The 21,009-nt window shown below is 36.4% G+C and carries 16 protein-coding genes; 1 reads left to right on the top strand and 15 read right to left on the bottom strand.

Features of this window, described 5'->3' with window-relative positions; all coding sequences use genetic code 11:
* Nucleotides 1-117 precede the first annotated feature (117 nt).
* From msr(D) to JRC48_RS08135, 6 genes are all read right to left on the bottom strand, one after another.
* Nucleotides 118-1,581 carry an ABC-F type ribosomal protection protein Msr(D) gene (gene msr(D), locus JRC48_RS08110; RefSeq protein WP_235069070.1) on the bottom strand — a complete coding sequence of 488 codons (1,464 nt, stop codon included), beginning with the start codon at nt 1,579-1,581 and terminating at the stop codon, nt 118-120.
* A 113-nt stretch (nt 1,582-1,694) separates the two neighbouring features.
* Nucleotides 1,695-2,921, bottom strand: coding sequence for a macrolide efflux MFS transporter Mef(A) (mef(A), locus tag JRC48_RS08115; RefSeq protein ID WP_235069071.1), 1,227 nt, complete (start codon nt 2,919-2,921; stop codon nt 1,695-1,697).
* Nucleotides 2,922-3,355: 434 nt separating this feature from the next.
* Entirely contained in the window at nt 3,356-3,946 is a 591-nt protein-coding gene (locus JRC48_RS08120; protein ID WP_068759113.1) for a helix-turn-helix domain-containing protein, read from the bottom strand.
* Between the two features lie 33 nt (nt 3,947-3,979).
* Entirely contained in the window at nt 3,980-6,019 is a 2,040-nt protein-coding gene (locus JRC48_RS08125; RefSeq protein ID WP_235069073.1) for an AAA family ATPase, read from the bottom strand.
* A gap of 2 nt (nt 6,020-6,021) precedes the next feature.
* Nucleotides 6,022-6,486, bottom strand: a complete 465-nt coding sequence (locus JRC48_RS08130) for a DUF6530 family protein (RefSeq protein WP_217810802.1) — start codon at nt 6,484-6,486, stop codon at nt 6,022-6,024.
* The gene (locus tag JRC48_RS08135; RefSeq protein ID WP_176458991.1) at nt 6,483-6,827 is read right to left on the bottom strand and encodes a GIY-YIG nuclease family protein; all 345 of its coding nucleotides are present in this window, start codon (nt 6,825-6,827) and stop codon (nt 6,483-6,485) included. Before JRC48_RS08135 ends, JRC48_RS08130 begins: the two co-directional genes overlap by 4 nt.
* A gap of 305 nt (nt 6,828-7,132) precedes the next feature.
* On the opposite strand from JRC48_RS08135, the gene JRC48_RS08140 reads away from it, so the two are divergent.
* Nucleotides 7,133-8,428 (top strand): ISL3 family transposase, encoded by a 1,296-nt coding sequence (locus JRC48_RS08140; protein WP_128446202.1) that lies wholly within the window; start codon nt 7,133-7,135, stop codon nt 8,426-8,428.
* A gap of 762 nt (nt 8,429-9,190) precedes the next feature.
* Here the strand turns inward: JRC48_RS08140 and rlmD are convergent.
* The 9 genes from rlmD to JRC48_RS08185 form a co-directional block, all read right to left on the bottom strand.
* On the bottom strand, nt 9,191-10,570 hold the full coding sequence (rlmD, locus tag JRC48_RS08145) for a 23S rRNA (uracil(1939)-C(5))-methyltransferase RlmD (protein ID WP_235069074.1): 1,380 nt from the start codon (nt 10,568-10,570) through the stop codon (nt 9,191-9,193).
* A gap of 90 nt (nt 10,571-10,660) precedes the next feature.
* Complete coding sequence (locus tag JRC48_RS08150) at nt 10,661-11,440, bottom strand: hypothetical protein (RefSeq protein ID WP_235069077.1); 780 nt, start codon at nt 11,438-11,440, stop codon at nt 10,661-10,663.
* A 542-nt stretch (nt 11,441-11,982) separates the two neighbouring features.
* Nucleotides 11,983-13,176, bottom strand: coding sequence for an L-serine ammonia-lyase (locus JRC48_RS08155; protein ID WP_235069078.1), 1,194 nt, complete (start codon nt 13,174-13,176; stop codon nt 11,983-11,985).
* A 53-nt stretch (nt 13,177-13,229) separates the two neighbouring features.
* Nucleotides 13,230-15,203, bottom strand: a complete 1,974-nt coding sequence (gene uvrB / locus JRC48_RS08160; RefSeq protein WP_235069080.1) for an excinuclease ABC subunit UvrB — start codon at nt 15,201-15,203, stop codon at nt 13,230-13,232.
* Nucleotides 15,204-15,384: 181 nt separating this feature from the next.
* Nucleotides 15,385-16,809, bottom strand: coding sequence for a S41 family peptidase (locus tag JRC48_RS08165; RefSeq protein WP_235069081.1), 1,425 nt, complete (start codon nt 16,807-16,809; stop codon nt 15,385-15,387).
* A gap of 313 nt (nt 16,810-17,122) precedes the next feature.
* Nucleotides 17,123-18,328 carry a murein hydrolase activator EnvC gene (locus tag JRC48_RS08170; RefSeq protein ID WP_235069082.1) on the bottom strand — a complete coding sequence of 402 codons (1,206 nt, stop codon included), beginning with the start codon at nt 18,326-18,328 and terminating at the stop codon, nt 17,123-17,125.
* Nucleotides 18,329-18,407: 79 nt separating this feature from the next.
* Nucleotides 18,408-19,322, bottom strand: a complete 915-nt coding sequence (ftsX, locus tag JRC48_RS08175; RefSeq protein WP_235069087.1) for a permease-like cell division protein FtsX — start codon at nt 19,320-19,322, stop codon at nt 18,408-18,410.
* Nucleotides 19,309-19,992 (bottom strand): cell division ATP-binding protein FtsE, encoded by a 684-nt coding sequence (gene ftsE, locus JRC48_RS08180; protein ID WP_235069089.1) that lies wholly within the window; start codon nt 19,990-19,992, stop codon nt 19,309-19,311. The genes ftsX and ftsE overlap by 14 nt, the downstream gene beginning before the upstream one ends.
* Nucleotides 19,993-20,346: 354 nt before the next feature.
* On the bottom strand, nt 20,347-20,826 hold the full coding sequence (locus tag JRC48_RS08185; RefSeq protein ID WP_235069091.1) for an S-ribosylhomocysteine lyase: 480 nt from the start codon (nt 20,824-20,826) through the stop codon (nt 20,347-20,349).
* Nucleotides 20,827-21,009 lie beyond the last annotated feature (183 nt).

The raw sequence follows: 21,009 nt of genomic DNA on the forward strand, positions 1-21,009 counted from the left end.
CATCTTGAAGGCCTTATTTTCCCTGATTAGAGGTCTAACCTACTTAACGTTTAGATAAAATCAATAACCTCTTTCACTGGCCTACTTACGATCTGTCAAATACGAAAAGTAAATTAATTATCGGACTAAGTTTAATTTCTTATCTTTGATTTCATAAATCACATCAGCCACATTATCAAGCAGCCGTTTGTCATGGGTGATAAACACTATAGTTCCGGCATACTCCTTCATTAGTATTTCCAAAGCATCTAAGCTTGGTATGTCAAGGAAGTTGCTGGGTTCATCCATTAGTAAGATGTTATATCTACCCATAAGCATTTTAGCTAGCAATAATTTCATAATTTCGCCGCCGCTTAAAACAGATAAACTTTTTCCAATATCGTTTTGTTTAAACCCCATTGATGCTAGCACGGAACGGATTTCTGAAACATTGTAATCACAATCCTCCTGCATAAACTCCAGGACTTTCTGATTACTGTTGTACTTGTAACCATTTTGTGCAAAGTAACCTATTTTTGCCTTAGGTGAAATAGAAATTCCATCTTCATGGTTTAAGATCATTTGGATTAACGTTGTTTTACCTGTTCCATTACCACCAGTTAGAGCCACTTTTGCTCCAAGCGGAATTTGAAAAGATGCATTTTCAAACAGTACCTTATCTCCAAATATTTTAGTAATTTCCTTACCGACAATAGGATATGGATTGTGGAGCTCCAATGCTTTACTTTGCCTGAAACGAATTCTGCGAATGTCTTCCGGAGCTTCTACATTTCCTAAGGCTGCAATCCTGTGCTCTAGGGATTTAGCGGCATTATGCATCTTTTTTTCCTTACTTCCTATTGATTTTTGATGAGCTAAACGCCCTCCGCCTTCAGTACTTTTTTTCTTTGAAGCACCTTTCGCCTTCTGTTCTATTTTACGAGCCTGTTTTCGCTTTTCCTCCGCAGCCCTTTCCAATCGGGCACGTTCCGCAATAAATTGTTTGTATTCTGCAGCTTGGCTCTTGCGTTCTTCCTCTTTCTGACGAAGATAATCAGAATAGTTTCCCCAATACTCAGTGATTTTGCCATCTTTCAGTTCCCATATTTTATCTACTATTTCATCAAGAAAATAGCGGTCATGGCTAATAACTAACAGTGCACCTGTAAAATATTTTAGCTGTCCAATTAGAAAATCAATTCCTTCACGGTCTAAATGGCTCGTAGGTTCATCCGCTAAAATACCATGAACCTGTGCCGATAAGGCCTGTGCTATTTTAAGCCTTGTTTCTTCACCACCGCTCATGGTCTGTATATCTAATTGCTCAACACCGAGCTTGCCTACAAGTGCAAAATCTTTTTCCACCTGCAAAGTTACTTCGTCCAACTGGGGAATATAGGCAAGTTCACCCAGACGATTCATTTTACATCCTGGGGGAGTTAATTCTCCTAAAAGTACCCTGAGTAAAGTGCTTTTTCCAGCACCATTTGCTCCTACTAAACCAATACGGTCATAATCATATACTTCTAATTCATTTATATCTAAAACATCGCGTCCTTTGAATTCCACACGAATGTCTTTTGCTTTTAATATCAATTCCATAACATTTCCTCCTGTCTATAATCGCATGTTTTCTTTTGCTTGTACGCAGGGAAAACCCTGCGATTTTAGCAGGAAGAATTACATGAAAATTAAATACATAAATATGGTCCCTCCTATGAATTTTGTTTTAAATCTAATTTTCTAACCTCAGTTATCATGGGGCAAGCTATGGCAATGCCAATAATTAAAACACCTGATAGTAAAAACCAATGATTTACACCGATTCTATCAGCAAAGAACCCAGATAGAATTAACCCAATTGGCATAGCAAGTGACATGATACTTCCGGTCAAAGAAAATACACGTCCTAAATATTCAGGCTTAATTTTCTCCTGAAAAAGAGCTGTTTGCACACCGCTATAAAATGGCACCGAAAGCCCCATTATTGCACAGCAAACTACAAATATTACAAATCCATTTGGAGGAAGTATTCCCGAAACGGCTAAACTGGCCCCCATTATAAAAAAAGAACTTGTTATTAGTAATACACGCTTTTCGAAGCTCCCTAATCTTCCTAACAATAAGCCTCCTGCTAACATTCCAGATGCAAAGGAAATTTCCGTAATAGAAATATGCACAGGTGTTCCATTAAAGTAATCCATGCTTATTAAAGGAAATAGTGCATTAATTGGCATATAAACAAAAGTATATAGTGTTCCTAAGAGTAATAAGGCAAACAATCCTTTGTTTTGTCTCAGAACGACAATTCCTTCTTTCATTTCTCTTATGAAATTTGGTTCCAAACTTTGCACTTGATCACCCAGCTTAGGAATACGTACAATTGCTACCGTAATAGATGCAATCACAGCACCCAATACATCGATGGCAATAATAGCATTTAGTTCCCAAACGGAGTATAAGAGTGCTGCAACCGCCGGACTAACAATATAGCTTATAGACTGCAAAGACTGACTATAGCCTGCACATTTCGTAAGCTGTTCTTCTGGTACTAAAAGTGGCGTAACCGCATTGAGAGCCGGGGTGTGAAAAGCCGTTCCAATGCTACGGATAAACAATACTACCATAACCATCCAGATAGGTAGCTCCATATACAATGCAACAATAGCAAGCACTGCCCCAGCTGCTGCGATAATTAAATCAGCACCAATCATTATCTTCTTCCTATCATGACGATCCACTAATACACCAATAGCTGGTCCAAAGACCGCATAGGGTAAAAAACCTACTAGTGAAGCCATAGACAAGACCATCGCAGATCCTGTTTTCTCTGTAAGGTAAAAAATGATCGCCATTTGCAGGATGGCACTAGTGATTAATGATACTGCCTGCCCTGCCCATATTGTATAAAACTTAAGTTTCCAATTGTTGTATTTTTCCATTGATATTATCTCCTGCATATTATTTTGCTTGAATTTCTATTTTGAATAGCATTCTAGGCAATAAAAAATGCAGGCCTAAATCCACAATGTGGCTTTTGGTCTGCATACATACAATTTGGAAACATTCATATTAAAGACATAGTTAAATAAAGGTATAGTTAAATAACTTATATCTCACCGTAACTAATGAATGCTCAATATCGTATAAATAAGCACAACAAAAAAGCCTATCATCGGGGATAAGATTCTGCTTTTTTTATTGCCAGCTTATCTTAAACGCATTGAGGCTGTCATAGTTTCGGTTCCTCCTAAACTCTTATTTGTATCAGCATATATTTTAACACAATAAGTTGTTTTAAGCAACGTTTAAAATTGAAAAAAGCCACGGACAGTACAACAAACATATACATCTCAGGAAGATAATATTGATTTAATTATAGATTACCTGAATATACCGATAAGCCATGCTTAATACAATAAACAAATAGTTTGCCACCGGTAGTTATAGGAAACCTACAAGTTGGACTTTGTTCTGGGTACAAGCGATTTAGAAATACTCTGTCACTTTTAACACAGGCCACAAAAGAAAGATAATGATCTTTGGTCATTGGATGGTCAAAAGTGACAAAGTAATCAGTATCTATTTCCTCTACCGTGATTTTTGGTGCAATAGTTGCAACAGTAGGCAAGATACGTTCTAACTTTCTTCCGCAGCAGAAGATAGAGGCACTTCCTGTGCTCACCAAAATATTTCCACAGGAAGGACAGACGTAAAAACGTACTTTATCAATATTGCCGCTGTCCGGCTTATTTGATGTGATTTCACCCTCCATCATCTGTTTCATATCAACACCCAAAATAGTAGATAGTTCTGGCCACAGCGATAGGTCAGGACATCCTAAACCACATTCCCATTTTGAAACAGTTTTATTTTGAATACCCAGTGCATCTGCAATATTTCTCTGGGTAAGTTTTTTTTCCTTTCGTAGCTTGGCAATTAAATTGCCTATTTTCACACAGTCCATGCCACCACCTCCATTTCTCTTTAGTATATCATACTACATGAACCTTGCGATTATTTGTACCAACCTTGCTGGAAGCTGCTTCAAATCGGTTATATCCAGTGTGTTTTCAGCACCGTAAAGTTCTCGGATGGCCTCCTTATCCTGTCCAATGGCTGCAGCTAGGAACTGGATGCCTTTTCGCCTAAATTCCTGCAAAGTATCTTTCATATCATACGCTGCCTTTTCACCTGAATAATCAGGCATAGCCTTAGGCTGCCCGTCACTGATGCTGATTATTAATTTGGATTTTTGGGGCGCATTAAGCAATCTATCGGAAATAATGCACAATGCCATACCATCCCGATTGTTGCTGCGAGCCTGAATGTTCATAAGAGCATATTTTTCATCTGCATCTTTGCTTTCAAAGTCTACATAGGCATGGATGGACATTTGCTCAAGCTTGGAACGGTCTGCTGTATCCCCGTAGACCATGATTGGAATACCGCATCTTGTGCAAAATTCATACAAGGCAACAGCAGCTTGCTTTGCAGCTTCTAATCGGCCAAAGGCTGACATCGAAGCCGATTCATCAATCCTGAGAGCAACCGCAATAGAGGGTTCTTCCTCAGGCGGACGCTTGCAGGCAAATGTGCGAAAATCCATAGAGGCAACCTGATCCGCACAAAATTTTGTGCCATACAACCTCGGTTTCGCGAATTCAGCAGATAATTCATGCTCCAACAGCGGATTTGTTTTTCTGATTAATTCCCGAATAACTGGCATCAAAGTTGTCATCATACGGTTATACTCTTCCCTGTTCTGGTAGGTAACTTCCGGACGATGGACAATCAACTTAATATCTTCATGGACACTTCCTTGAACACTTTGCCGTGCTTCCCTGTTCAACTGTTTACGAAATTCTTTTTTTTGTAATTCGGTTGTATCTGATTTATCGAGCTCATGATAGAATGGAGTGCCATTTTCTCCATTATCATTGCTTGAAATATCAGTATTTTTATCACTGCTCGTATCAGAATGCCCCTCACTGTCTTCTGATTTTCTCAGACGCACTGCATTTTTATCAGCTTGATCTGTCTTGGCCGAGAATTCTCCGTTTTCGGTAATATTAAGTCCCATTACTTCAGGATTTTCTCCGTCTTTTTGCGATTGACAGATGTGATCCATTTCCTCAAGCTTTTCTGTCAAGCCATGACTAGCCAGTGCCTGCTCTAAAATAACAAGCTCCTGCGGATCGGTCGTGATTTTGTATAACACCTTATAATATAAACTTTTTTGGATTGAGGCACCACTTTGAACGGCATCCACCCAAAAGATATAAGAACGCATACCGGCCACACCTTTAATGGTATTGGCGCGGGCTGTCTCATCCAGCACCATAATCGTTTCAGCTAAAAGAGATAGTACAGGTTCAGATTCATAACCGGTCTTAGCTTTAACCCGCTCCATCATCACTTCTTTAGGCGGTAAATCTAGTTTTTCTGCATGCTGCACTCGATCTCGCAAAGCTTCATTTAAGGGCCGGAAGCCATTGTAACCGCGGTTTGTTGTGATAACCGCAATAAAATCAGGGTGACGATGCGCGATACGAGTTGGCAAGTTTAGACTGCCATCTGGTTCTAATGCGGAATTTAGCGCCATTAAAACAGCAGCATCCCGAATCACTGTCGGTTCCTGAATCTCCAAGAGCCATCCATTTTCATATGCACGAACAATCTCAGAAGGATAATAGCGATATTCAACCTTATCAGAATGACCATCTTCTTCTGACAGCACCGGAAGAATCGCACCCAGGACATCGGATTTATCCATATCTGCAAAACAGGTTACTTTCGTATAAGGCAGGTTAAAATCAGCAGATAAAGCTTTGGCAATCTCGGTTTTTCCCGAACCAGCATCCCCTTCCAGCAAAATGGTGCTAATTTTCATTTCACCGCAATTCCAATTTCGTACGATCTCTTCATATATTCGTTTTTCTGCTTCACTTTCAATATGTGAAGGCGGCTTTTTCCAGACAAGCGACTGTTCCTCTTCAGTCAGCTGCCTGTCCGGTGACAAAATACAAGTCTTTTTCATTGTTAGTAACACTCCAACTCTTCTAGTATGCGGCTAAGCACTCGCCTGCGTTCTCCAATTATTTCTCCTAAATCATTTAAACTTTGGGCAAATGCTTTGATGTCCTCATTGATATTTTGATTGTCTACACACACTTCTACTGGTAATACCCCACCTTGTACTCCAACTCGTTCCACTGTGGGTTTTTCCGGGTCATATAAAAGGGGGAGTCGGTAAGCCTCCTTGAAGTAAAGCAATGTCCTGGACAAAAAAATCATCAAATCAAATATTTGATGGATGGGCAGCTCCTGGGCCAAAATCAATTCACCATCTTTATCATTTTTCCAAATCTGTGCGGCAATTTGCATTTTTTTATTTTCTTCCCGCATAGGCGCACCTAACGTTAAACATTTGATGTCAGATTGATAAGCATTTCTGCCATCTATACGGTCATAATCATTTGACACCATAACAACTTTTTCATTCATCGCCATATCCTCCTTGCATTTGGATCAGCAGCGAGACACTGTTCTCTCAAACTTTCTAATTTTGCTGTATGATCTTCATGTGGGTCATCATACTTTAACACTTTAATAACTGATAGTTCAAAGCCTTCCGAGCCATATTTGTTCCAGAGTTCCTGTAATCGTTTATTAGGATGCCAGTTGGCTGCCAATTTCATATTAGTGCTGTTAAAGTCTGATTTTGTATCTTTGGAGATACCCAAAAATACCTCGCCAGTTTCTTTACAACGGTAAGATATTACTCCCATTTCAGGATGTCTGTTTTTATAGGCTTCTAAAAGCTCTTTTTTTCTTTTTGTATCCATCATTTTCACCTCGACTCTAGTATAAAACAATGTATCTCAAAATATAATCCACGCTCCGTAGACTACATGAATCCAGAATTATCCAACAGACAGTATTTTATAAAAAATAGTAGCTTGTGCAACTTGCCGTTAAGTTTTTTCAATTTCCTGTATGACATAAGTATTATAAAGGTTCTATAATATTTGGTGTGGGTGATTCCCACACTTCTTTTATTTGGAATAAAAAATAAGTATAAAAAAAGAGACATCACGTCCCAAATTCTATACCATGTAATTGACCAAAAAAACACGAAAGGATTGGGTTTATGTCTCACAATAATTGTATCTTAACTTTACTCGATTTAAAAGATAAAAATATTACTTTTTCAGAAAATTGGATGGAAGATGTTCAGATTAACGGGATCCGCTCTAAGGTCATTTCTGGTATCCTCTCTTTTCAACCGACCCATTGTTACAACTGTGGTCATCTCTTTGACTCACAAATCATTAAACACGGCTTCAAAACCTCTCGTATTAAGATGATGAAACTCTCTGGCTTTGATACCTATCTCGATTTAAAAAAGCAACGCTATAAATGCCGTCATTGTGATCGTACCTTTACGCTTAAAACCTCTCTCGTAGAATCTAATTGTTACCTTTCTAATCCCCTTAAACAAGCCATTTTCCTAGAGGCTAGCCATAAAAAATCCGAGTCAGATATTGCCCGTGAACTCAACGTATCCCATTCAACGGTCAATCGGATCATTCATACATCGTACGAGGAACAACCCCTTCATTTTAACTCTCTTCCAAAGGTGCTTTGTTTTGATGAGTTTAAGTCGGTCAAATCAGCGGAAGGGGCCATGTCATTCATTTTTTGTGATGCTTCTAATGGGAAGTTAATTGATATCGTTGAAGACCGTCGTCTAAGCACTTTAAAACCTTATTTCATGCGATTTTCTAAGGAGGCCCGTGAAGGTGTAACTCACGTTGTTATTGATATGTATGCTCCGTATATGACACTCATTAAAGAGGTGTTTCCCAACGCTAAAATTGTTTTAGATAAGTTCCACGTCGTTCAACTTTTATCTCGTGCCCTCAATAAAACTCGTATTCGTTTCATGAACCAAAACAAAGAATTCTACAATAAATTCAAACATTATTGGCGCCTTTTATTAAAAGCCCAAGAGGATATCCATTCTACCCACTATTTCTATTCTAACTGTTTCAAAAAGCAGATTTCTCAACAAGAAATCATCGACTTTTTACTCGCTTTAGATCCTGAATTAAAAGCGACTTATGACTTCTATCAAACCATCAAACAGGCCATCAAACTTCGCAACTTTGATGCTTTTCATCATGCCATTCAAAACCCCTCTGACTTACTTTCACCTGAAATGAAAACAGCTTTAAAAACATTAACTAACTACCAAGATTATATCAAAAATACGATTGAAACATCTTATACCAATGGAGTGCTTGAAGGGATTAATAACAAGATTAAAGTGATTAAACGCATGGCCTTTGGATACCGTAGTTTCTATCATTTCAAAGCTAGAATTTTGATTATCCATAAGTACACCTTTGAACAAAAAAATAAAAGGAATCAAACTGCTCAATGAGCAGCTTAATCCCTCACGATTACAGGTATAAAATTTCTTCACCCACACCAGTTGACAAAGAGCCCTAAAAATTAAAAAAGCGTTGAATCTTAAAAGAATCAACGCTTTTTCTATATCATCTACTTACCATTTAATACTTCCACAGTTATAAATGGAGGATATCCATTTCACACAGGATTTGTTGATGAACCCTTGCATCGGTGGTAGCAAGCATTAAGAAAAAATACTTTTTTATTATCAGTTATTATCTTGATAAGCTCATTTCTTTTCTTAGCTTGTCTGCATATAGTCCTACTAAAATTTTACAAAATAAAAAATTAGTAGGACTAACATAAACTTACTTCAAATACTGTCTCGCGCAAGTGGCTTCAGTCCACTCACTCATCACCTTTCCTCGACTTGGTGGTGAAGCTATTGCATCGGGTCGGGCTAATACTTACTTCGTAGAACGAGTCAGGTAACTTCTCGCGCAGTAGATTCATGCCAATCAGTCTTCACTTTGATCAACTTCGAGGGGAATCTATTGCAGAAGATATTCCCAAATACTTATACAACTTTATGTAGACACACTGGCCGAGGTAGCTACATCTACTCAAATTTCATTTTCATTCATTTTCGCAGTGACGCTGCTGCATTGGGTGGCGCTAATTACATATTACAAAATCTAACTCAAATACTGTCTCGCGCAAGTGGCTTCAGTCCACTCACTCATCACCTTGCTCGATTTCGTGGTGAAGCTATTGCATCGGGTCGGGCTAATGCTTACACGTCTTTACGTGTAAGCATAGTCACGACCTCGACATGAGCTGTTTGTGGGAACATATCGACAGGTTGGGCGACTTCAAGGTTATATCCGCCATCGATTAAGATTTTTAAGTCACGAGCTAATGTTGATGAGTCGCATGAAACGTAAACGATACGTTTAGGTTTAGCTTCTAACATCGTATCTAAAAGTGTTTTATCGCATCCTTTACGAGGTGGATCGACAACGATCACATCTGGAATGATTCCATTTTCAATCCACATTGGAATGATATCTTCCGATTTTCCTACTGCGAATTGAGCATTATTAAAATTGTTAAGTTTTGCATTCATCTTGGCATCTTCAATAGCTTCAGGAATAATTTCAACACCATAGACTTCTTTAGCATGTTGCGCTAAGAATAAAGTAATGGTTCCAATTCCACAATAAGCGTCAAATACGACTTCATTTCCTGTTAATCCTGCAAATTCTACCGCTTTTGAATATAGTGTCTCCGTTTGCACAGGATTTACTTGATAAAATGAGCGTGGCGAAATCGCAAATCGGATGCCGTTCATTTCATCATAAATATATGGCTCTCCATATAAGATTTTCGTTTCATCCCCAAAAATAACATTTGTCACTTTTGGATTAATATTTTGAGCAATGCTCTTGATTTGTGGATATTTATTCACTAACGTTTCAATAACAGTCTCAACGTGTGGTATAGTTTTGGTACGAGTAACAAGCGTCACCATGATTTCATCTGTTTTAAATCCGACACGAACAATCACATGACGTAATACGCCAAGATTTAATGATTCATTATATGGATCAATATTTAAATCACGACATAATTCACGCATCGTATCGACAATTTGATCTGAAATATCGGTTTGAATTAAACAAGATTTCATATTTGTAATTTCATGACTTCGTTTTTGATAAAATCCTGCGACAACCTCACCATTCTCATAGCCAAATGGAACTTGTGTTTTATTACGATAGCGATTTGGATTTTCCATTCCAATTGTCGGTAAAACATTAGCATTTTCAATGTGTCCAATACGTTTTAATTGATTAACAACCGTATCATGCTTCATTTGAAGTTGACCTTCATAACTTAAATGTTGAACTTGGCAACCACCACATTGTTTATAAATCCCACAAGCTGGTTCCACACGTTCCGGACTTTTTACAAAATAATCAACCGCGCGTCCAAAGGCATACGTCTTTTTGACAAGCGTAACCTTCATATTAATCTCTTCACCAACTAAAGCATTTGTAACAAAAATCGGAAATCCTTCCACACGTGCAACTCCTAACCCATCGTGTGTTAAGCTTTCAATTTTAACATCGTAATATTCATTTTTTTGAACGGGTATTACTTTCTTTGACATCATTTATCACCTATATATTTCAATTGTTTATTTCATGGATTATTAAATGAACGATTCATAAGAAGAGGGAGACAAATTGTCTCCCCACCCTTATTGCCATTCAAATGTTTGTGTTTCTTTATCGTAAGCACCCCAACTTGGATAATTAGAAATATCTGATTGTTGAATGGTTTGATCCACCTCTAACACTGGAACTTCACCTAATGCTTCTTCTTGCTCAGCAGTTAACTCTGTTAATTCATTAATACGTGCCTGAAAAGCATCGGCTTCTTCTGGATAAGACTTTTTCATCAAATCGATATTTTGCTGTGCACGATTAATTTTAGCTGCCGTTGGATATTTTTCAGCATCTGCAACAATCAATTCAACAATTGCTACATCATGCTCCTTCACATAAGCCAACTCTTCTTCACGATTTGTTGCTTTAAGATCATCAATATCCCCTGTTGAAACAACAAGTTGTAACGTATACTGATTAGCTATTTCACCCGTTTGAGATAAAAACTCATTAACCGTTGCTTCGGCTGCCGCCTGCGCGGTTTCTAACTTGACACCTGTACTAACACGTACATCAAAATAAATAACAGGACCTTGTACTGTGATATCTACATTTTCAACACCGGTTTGATTGACTCCTACTTGCTTAACCTTATCGATGATCGCATCACTAATTGGCTCAAGATTTTCGGTACGATATCCATAAATAGGTTGTCCTGCTGCCTTTAATGGTTCAAAGTAAAAATAATTTAAAACACTATATCCAAATAAGATCGTCAATACTGCTAAAATTCCAATATAACTATATAAAACAGATTGCTTTTTCGTTAAATGACGTTTTTTATCTGTTTTTTTAGCTTCTTCATTTGCCATACGATCACTTCCTTTACTGTTCATCATTCTTACCATGCTATATATATAAGTAGCGATAAGTTTTTCATAGCTGAAAAACTTTTAGCGCTACTATAGTTAGCCTTTATACCAAAAAGCCTAATCTACTAAGCCTGTTTCTTAGAATGTGAAATATATTTCGCTATGTATATATATAAGTCCAGATAAGTTTTTCATATCGGAAAACTTTTAGCTGGCCTATAGTCTGCCTTAGTATTAAAGCAATTGCTCAACTAAGATTGATGTACAATAATGAAATACATTTCTGTTTCTATATAGAAACAAAAATGTCTTTTATCATTTGATATCGTTCTTAGTTGATCGATCAAACCATCACTAAGTGGCAACTATTATTTTCAAAAAATAGATTCACCACTCATAGGATTTTAACGTTTTTCAATGATGAGCTTCTCACTATAAGGTATTTTCATAATAGAATCCCAAGTTTTTATCTTACTAAAAACGAATTGGAACTGATATACGTCTTTATTATACCATTAAAAATTCATAAAACCTAGTAACCATTAACATTCTGCAAAATGTTTTGCGAGTCCTCCTTGAGCTGTTTCACGATACTTCGCCATTAAATCGTGACCAGTTTCTTTCATCGTCTGCATCACTTGATCAAGCGTAATGGTATGGTATCCATCGGTTAACATCGCGTATTTTGCTGCATCAAAGGCACGTTTGGCGGCTACCGCATTACGTTCTATACATGGAACTTGAACGTAACCATAAACAGGATCACAAGTCATTCCTAAATGATGCTCAAGTCCAATTTCTGCTGCATATTCACAATGTAGATTAGAAGCTCCTTTTAAGAAAGCTACTGCCGCTGCTGCCATTGAACAAGCTGATCCCACTTCTCCTTGACACCCCACTTCTGCTCCTGAAATAGAGGCATTTGTTTTAATTAAATTCCCAATTAATCCTGCCACTGCTAACGCATCGATTAACTGTGCATCTGTGTATCCTTCACGCTCTTGTAAGGCAAATAAAACACCTGGTAAAACACCTGATGCTCCGCAAGTTGGTGCGGTTACTACTACATCACCACAAGCATTTTGTTCTGACACCGCTAGAGCATAAGCATAAATTAAGATAGATAAATCATCTGGTGCTGATTTAGCATGCTCATAAAATTGCTTCGCACGACGTGGATAATTTAGTTTTCCAGGTAATGTTCCTTCTTCGACTAATCCATTCATTAAGCTCTCGCGCATAACTGATAAAATTTCTTCTAAATACGGCTTAACTTCTTGTTCATGTTCATAAACATAATCAGCTAATGTCCAATTCTTTTCTTTACAAATTTCTAACACTTCATTCATCGTTGTATTAGGATAAACAGATTCAACCTCGTCACGAGCCTGTCCTTCTTCAATAATTGATCCACCACCAACAGAATAAACCGTCCAAGTTCCTAATTCTTCATTCGCTTCATTATAGGCAATAAACTGCATGGCATTTGGATGAAACGGACGAAAGTCTTCTGGTCGCCAAGTAATTTTTACTGGTTTTGGTTCCATTGTTTTAATAATAATATAGTCTGTTAAATGTCCTTCTCCTGTTGCTGCTAAACTTCCATATAAAATAGCCTCATATGATACCGCTTCTTTATAACGTTCCATAAAGATTTTTGCCGCACGAGCAGGTCCCATCGTATGCGAGCTCGACGGTCCATTTCCTACTTTATATAACTCACGTAAACTTTCCATAATGTTGCCCCATCCTTTATCTTTACTTATTAATTACCATTTTTTATTAAATATTATAAACCTAACTCAATTTTTAATTCAAGCATAGCATCACGAAGTGTTGCTGCTGTTTCAAAATCAAGTGCCTTCGCTGCTTCTTTCATTTCTTTTTCAAGCTTTTGCATTAATTTTTGTTTATCTTTACGAGACATTTTTTTATCATACATGGCCTCTTTTTCAACAATTTCAGTCGCTCGAATGACATCTCGGACGTCTTTACGGACGGTCATTGGAGTAATATCATGTTCTTCGTTATATTTTTCCTGAATTTCACGGCGACGTGCTGTTTCATCCATGGCGCGTTGCATGGATCCTGTTACTTTATCAGCATATAAGATGACACGTCCCTCTGCATTACGGGCCGCACGTCCGATCGTTTGGATTAACGAACGATCACTACGTAAAAATCCTTCTTTATCTGCATCTAAAATAGCAACAAGTGAAACTTCTGGAATATCTAATCCCTCACGCAATAAGTTAATTCCTACTAAAACATCATACGTTCCAACTCGTAAATCACGAATAATTTCAATTCGTTCAAGCGTCTTAATTTCAGAGTGTAAATAGGCTACTTTAATTCCTAACTCTTTTAAGTAATTCGTTAATTCTTCTGACATCTTAATTGTTAATGTTGTAATTAACACACGTTCATTTTTTTCAATTCGTTTATAAATTTCTCCAACTAAATGATCAATTTGTCCACGACTTGGATGCAACTCAATAATTGGATCAAGTAACCCCGTTGGACGAATGATTTGCTCAATGACTTTATCTGTACGTGCTAATTCGTAATCACCTGGTGTCGCTGATACGTAAATCGCTTGATGAATTTTATGTTCAAATTCATCAAATTGTAGCGGACGGTTATCAAGTGCAGAAGGTAAACGGAAGCCATGATTAACAAGAGTTTCCTTACGAGCACGATCGCCATTATACATTCCTCTAACCTGTGGAAGCGTCACGTGAGATTCATCCGCAACTAATAACCAATCATCGGGGAAGAAATCAAGTAAGCAATAAGGTGTTGCTCCACGTTCACGTAATGAAAGTGGCCCTGAATAGTTTTCTACTCCCGAACAAAATCCCATCTCTGCTAACATCTCTAAATCGTATCTCGTTCGTTGTTCAATTCGTTGCGCCTCTAGAAGCTTTCCTTCTGATTCAAAATATTTGACTTGATCTTCAAGTTCTTCTTCAATGTTTTTTAGCGCAATCTTTAATCGTTCCTCTCCTGTCACGAAGTGAGACGCTGGGAAAATAACAACGTGTTTACGTTCGCTTAAAACTTCACCTGTTAATGTATCAATTTCGCGAATACGATCAACTTCTTCTCCAAAGAATTCAATACGAATCGCATTTTTTTCAGTCGCAATCGGAAGGATTTCAACAACATCTCCACGTACACGGAATGTTCCACGATGGAAATCAATATCATTACGTTGATACTGAATACGAACGAGTTCGTTAAGCAATTCATTGCGTTCCATTTCCATTCCTACACGAATCGATACCATCATGCTTTTATATTCTTGTGGATCTCCAATCCCGTAAATACAAGAAACGGATGCAACGACGATGACATCATTACGTTCCAGTAAAGCAGCCGTTGCTGAGTGGCGTAATTTATCAATCTCATCATTTGTTTTTGCATCTTTTTCAATAAATGTATCTGATGAAGGGACATATGCTTCTGGTTGATAATAATCATAATAACTCACAAAATACTCAACCGCATTATTTGGAAAAAACTCCTTTAACTCACTATATAACTGACCAGCTAATGTTTTATTGTGTGCTAATACTAATGTCGGTTTATTAACAGCCTGTACGACATTTGCAATTGTAAATGTCTTTCCTGTACCGGTTGCTCCTAATAACACTTGTTCTTTGACACCTTGATTAATATTTTCAACTAACTCCTCAATTGCTCTTGGTTGATCACCTGATGGTGCATACTTAGACACAATCTCGAACTTACCATTTGTCATAAACTGTCACCTCACATTATCCTCATTATATCATATCTCAATAGGCACTTCTATTATCTTAAATCCAGGTTTAAAGAGATTGACTTTCACTAAAAATAAAACTCACTTACTTACTATGAGCAACTCTTGATTAACTCATCACAATAAAAATAGGAAGATAATAATTATCTTCCTATTTTTATTATTGTTGTAAGACTCCAATCGCTTTTTGAAGTTGAGTATCGTACTGTTTATCACGAACTTTATCTCTTAAAGCAAGAGTTAAATCACCTGCAGTTTTACCATCGATGACTCCTGTTGGTTCAATGCCTGAATCTTTTTGAAATGCTTTAACGGCTTCTTGTGTTGATTTATCGAAATAACCATCTGTTCGATCGACACGATAACCTAACGTATTTAAGATATTTTGTGCATTTTGAATCGATGCATCAACCATATCGTACGCTAACGATTTTCCGTCTGTTAAATAAACTTGATAATAGTAATAAAAATCAGGTGCTTCCACTTCAATGGTTGGTGTAACTCCCTCTTCATTAATCCAGTTTCCATCTGGTGTTTTCCATACTTGAGTTGTAATTTTTAAAGAAGAGTGATCATCAAGTGGCATTGAAACTTGTACTGTCCCTTTTCCGTAAGAAGTCGTTCCAATTACTTCATAGCCTCCGGCTTCTTTCATAGCTGCTGCAAAAATTTCTGAAGCTGAAGCACTTCCTTCATTAATTAGGGTCACAATCGGATAGTCTTTTCCTTCAGTTGACGTTTTGTAGGTTGTTCCCCCACCTTCACGACCTTCAATCGTTGTAATGACTTTATCTGCTGGTAATAGATAGTCAACCATTTCAACAACACTTGTTAAATAACCTCCTGAGTTATTACGTAAATCAACAATTAACGAAGTCATTCCTTGTTCTTCTAAAGATTCAATTCCTTGTTTAAATTCATTCGCTGTGTTTTCACCAAATGTTGAGATTTGTAAGTAGCCAATAGATTCTTCACCGACTGGAATTAACTCTGTTTTCACAGTTTCTTGATCAATAGCTTGTCTTGTTACCTCAATGTAAATTAAGTCTGTATTATCATTTCGTTGAATTCCTAAGGTAACCGTTGAACCGACTGGTCCTTTAATTTTATTAGTTACATCTTGCAAACTTTGTCCGACTACATTTTCTCCATCTACTTCCACGACTAAATCATTCGCTAAAATTCCAGCCACATCTGCTGGTGAATTAGGAAATGGAGAAACAATCATGGTATAGCCATTAATATTAGTGACTTCACATCCGATTCCTGAATAAGTCTCTTCTAAATGCTCAACAAAATTTTCATAATCAGTCATTGTAAAATAAGTTGAATGTGGATCATCTAATGCATCAATCATTCCAGCAATAGCTCCATCTATTAAGGCCTGACTATCACCCTCATAAAAATAATGATACGTTTTTAATGCTTCATATACTTGATTAATAGCCGCTGTCTCTCCATAATTAGCCGGAGAAACAATTGTTTGCATCGTTTTTTTAGCAGGAAACACTAGTGTTAATAGTAATGTGACGATAACCCCTAAAAAGAAGCTTGCCAAGATTTGAAAAATTTTCTTACGCTTCATATAATCACTCCTTTTAACTCAAAATCTTCTATAACCTTTATATCATTTCCTAACGATACCAATAAAATGTAAACTCTATAGAATTATCTCTATTTTATCAATTTTTATTTTCTTTGTCATGATGATAAATTGGAATAAATTAGTTTATATTGTGGTTATTTTATAAAATAAACATTTTTATACAAAGACTGTCATAATTTTCTCTTTTTCACTTCCGAATATTTTGAGTAACTCAAACGATTTATTTCATCTATTTGATCCTCTATCACTCTATAAAAAAAGAACATGTAAAATGATTACATGTCCTGTTATTTTACCATGATGATGGGAAACTAATATAATTTCTTGGATTTACAGCGTACGGATAATTATAATACCCTTCATAAATCTCAAAATGTAAATGAGCCCCGAAAGAGTTTCCTGTATTCCCCATTGTTCCTAATTGTGTCCCACGAGAAACTTGCTGTCCTACTGAAACATAAGGAGCTGAGTGCATATGAGCGTACACCGTTGTTAAAACTTGACCGTTTACATTATGTGTAATCATGACGTGATTTCCATAAGCGCTATGCCATCCTGCACGAATGACCGTTCCTGCTTGCGCAGCGTAAACTGGTGTTGATGTGTCCCCATAGTTTGCTAAGTCGATTCCTGTATGATTTGGATAGCACATATATTCACAGCTAACATATCCTGTTGCTAATGGAATCATAAAACCTGTTCCGCTCACAACCCCTCCACTCGATGAACTTCCATTTGAAATAACTGGTGGTGGCGTTTGTTCTAAAATTTTCTTTTGCTCTTCAGCAATTTGAAGAATTTCTGCTGCTGATAGACGTTCACTTTCTAATTCTTGCATCTGTTTAGCTAGCTCTTCTTTTTGTTGTTCTAATTGTTCTTGATAAGCCGTTAACGTTTGACGTTCTCTCTCTAAATCTTCTTTATTAGAAGCAAGTTCTTGCTTTTGTACCTTTAACGTAGCTAACATCGCCTGTTGCTGACTAACGAGTAAACTTAGCTCATCCATCGCTTCGGCATCACTTTCAGCGAAATGATTCACCACACGTAATCGACGAATTAAATCAACTAAATTTTCTGATTCAGAAAGAACTTGTAAGATCGTATTTGCTCGAGATAAACGCTGTGAAACACGCATACGCTCTGCAACAACCTCTTTTAATTCTTTAATCTCATTTTCTAGTTGATTAATTTCATTTTCACTATTTTTAATTTCATTTTCTTTAACAATAATTTTCTTTTCAAACTCTTCAATCGCATTTTCTGTTTCAGAAATTTTTTGGATCGTTGTTCCCATATTTCCTTCAACAATTTCGATTTCTTCTTGAATCTCTGCTTCTTTTCCTTTTAAGTCTGAAATTTGACTCTGTGCTTCACTAATAATTGCATTACACTCTTCTTTTGTAGAACAAGTTGTGGCTGCCTTTGAAGTGAAAGAGCTTGGTTGAGTTAAGCTAAACGCTACAATTAAACTTAAAACAGTAGCTATTTTTTTAGGCATACAGTCTCTCTCCCTTATCTATATGAGTAGCAAAATATCTCTCACCTTTTTAAATCATATGACGTTAATTAATTTTAAATTAGATCTTTAACGAGTATTTGATAACGGCGAAAAAGCTTCCTAGTAAACTAACAATAATTGAAATAATTCCAATTAAAACACCTAGTTGATAAACGGTTGGAAAAGGTGCTGTCATTTGTAACATTGGAATCACTAATACGCCTCCGAATAATTCGTATATAAATTGGTAACCATAAATCGTAAACAAAATAGGACCTACGGCACCTAAAATTCCGATGATTAAACCTTCAATTAAGAACGGAACCGTCACATGTGATACAGAGGCTCCTACTAACTTCATGATTTTCAATTCATTTTTACGTGCATAAATCGTTAATTTAATTGTATTTTGAATTAAGAATACCGCTAATACTAATAAAATAACAACGATTGTTGAAAATGATTGACGAATAATGTTTGTAATATTAGTAAACGCAGCTAACGATGATTCTTCACCGTAGTCAACGTAGGCGATTCCATCAATTTCTTTAATCGTATTAGCAACTTTATCAACATTTTTCACATCGTCGGCAGCAGCAATCGCGATATCAGGTAACGGATTATCTTCACTTGTATTTTCAAAGAACACCGCTAATTCCGGATCATCCTCACCAATACGGTCAATAAAGTCAGCATATTCTTCCTCTTTTGTTACATGAATGACTTCAGCGACATGCTCATCTGATTCCATCGTTTCTAGTGCTGTTGTAATTTGTTCTTCTGTTGCATCCTTTGAAAATTCAACAAAAATTTTAATTTCACTTTCGACTTGTTCTGTAAAATTACGCGTATTATAAGCAAATAATACAAATAACGCACATAAACTTAACGTTAGCGTTAGTGTAATGACTGAAGAAAGTGACATGAATAAGTTATTCCAAATATTTTTGAATCCATCACGAATGTAACGGAAAAGTTGTCTAATTAGCTTCATAATAACCTCTCACCTCATCACTAAAGATTGTTCCATGATCAATCGTAATAACACGACAATCTTTTTCAAAGATTAATTCATGGTCATGAGTCGCCATAATAATGGTTTTTCCTTCTTTATTTAGCTTCTTTAAAATGTTTACAATTTGAGTTGAGTTTTCTGGATCCAGGTTTCCAGTCGGTTCGTCTGCAATAATAATATCTGGGTTATTCGCAATCGCACGAGCGATGGCTACACGTTGTTGCTCTCCACCAGATAATTGATTTGGATAAAAACGCATTTTATTTTTTAATCCTACTAACTCAATGGCTTTAATCGCTTTTTCTTTAACTTCTTTTCCTGGTAGTCCAATCGCTTCTAGAGCAAACGCAACATTTTGATAAACCGTCATTTTTTGTAGTAATTTAAAATCTTGAAAGACAACACCGATTTGACGACGTAATTTTGGTACTTTAAAACGATTTAACTTCGTTACATTAACCCCTTTAACGATTAACTCGCCACCTGTTGCTTTTTCTTGACGATTAATCATCTTTAAAAGAGATGATTTTCCAGCCCCACTTGGGCCAATAACGAATAAAAATTCTCCTGATTCAATTTGAATATTTATATTATGAAGTCCAATGACTCCGTTTGCATACTTCTTACTGACATTTGTAAATTCGATCATAATCTCCCCACCTATCTCTAGACGTCTTATTTATTATAACATATCTAATGACACTTTCACTTTTTATCAAGAAATTGCCAACAACTACTAACAAAATTCATGAATATTTTTTAAAATCTAACAATAATATTTTAACATAATCACTTTTACATTTATATATCCTGTCGAATAAAACACTGACATAACTAATCTAACTCAATATTTTTTACATTTTTTCCATATTTTCATTTAGATTACATAGAAATAACATCTAATGTTTAGATAAAATGAATTTAGAGTTTAAGATCTTAATCACCAAAGAATGATAGGAATTAAACATTAAAAAGAGAGATACCTTGTAAGGTATCTCTCTTTTTAAGCTGGATAATTTAAATTTGCATCTGTTATTTGATTTAATGTATTTTCTAAGAAAACTTTAGCTTCATATTTAGCCATCGGTAAGTTCATATCTAAGTAGTTTCCACAATCACGTGCACTCGCACCTGGAACCTCACCTTCATAATTTGCAATAAATTCAAATGTTTCTTTAACTAATTCAACAATATCTGATGACTTTAAATCACCTTTTAAAATTAAATAAAATCCTGTACGACATCCCATCGGTCCAAAATAGATGGTTTGATCAGCAGCTGTTTCATGATTACGTAAAAATGTAGCTCCTAAATGTTCTATTGTATGAATTTCGGCTGTATTCATTACAGGTTCGCGATTGGGTAATTTAGTGCGGATATCAAAAGTTGTAACGATTTCTTGTCCAATTATATCTTGGCGTGATACGTAAATACCACGTAATAAATCATCATGGTTAACTGTAAAACTTGGAATCTTTTTCATGAATGATTCCCTCCTTCTTTCAAATACTTATCATCTTTGCCTATTATACGTTGAATTTTAAAATCTTTCTAGAGATACAGTAAAATATCCTTCAACTGTTAAAAATAGAAGATGTTGAGCTATCTTTGAAATAGGAAGATGTATTAAATGTCACTGAGCTGTGAGTGTGAATTTTCTCTATCT

This window comes from Turicibacter sp. TJ11 (genome assembly GCF_021497505.1).
Taxonomy (GTDB): Bacteria; Bacillota_I; Bacilli_A; order MOL361; family Turicibacteraceae; genus Turicibacter.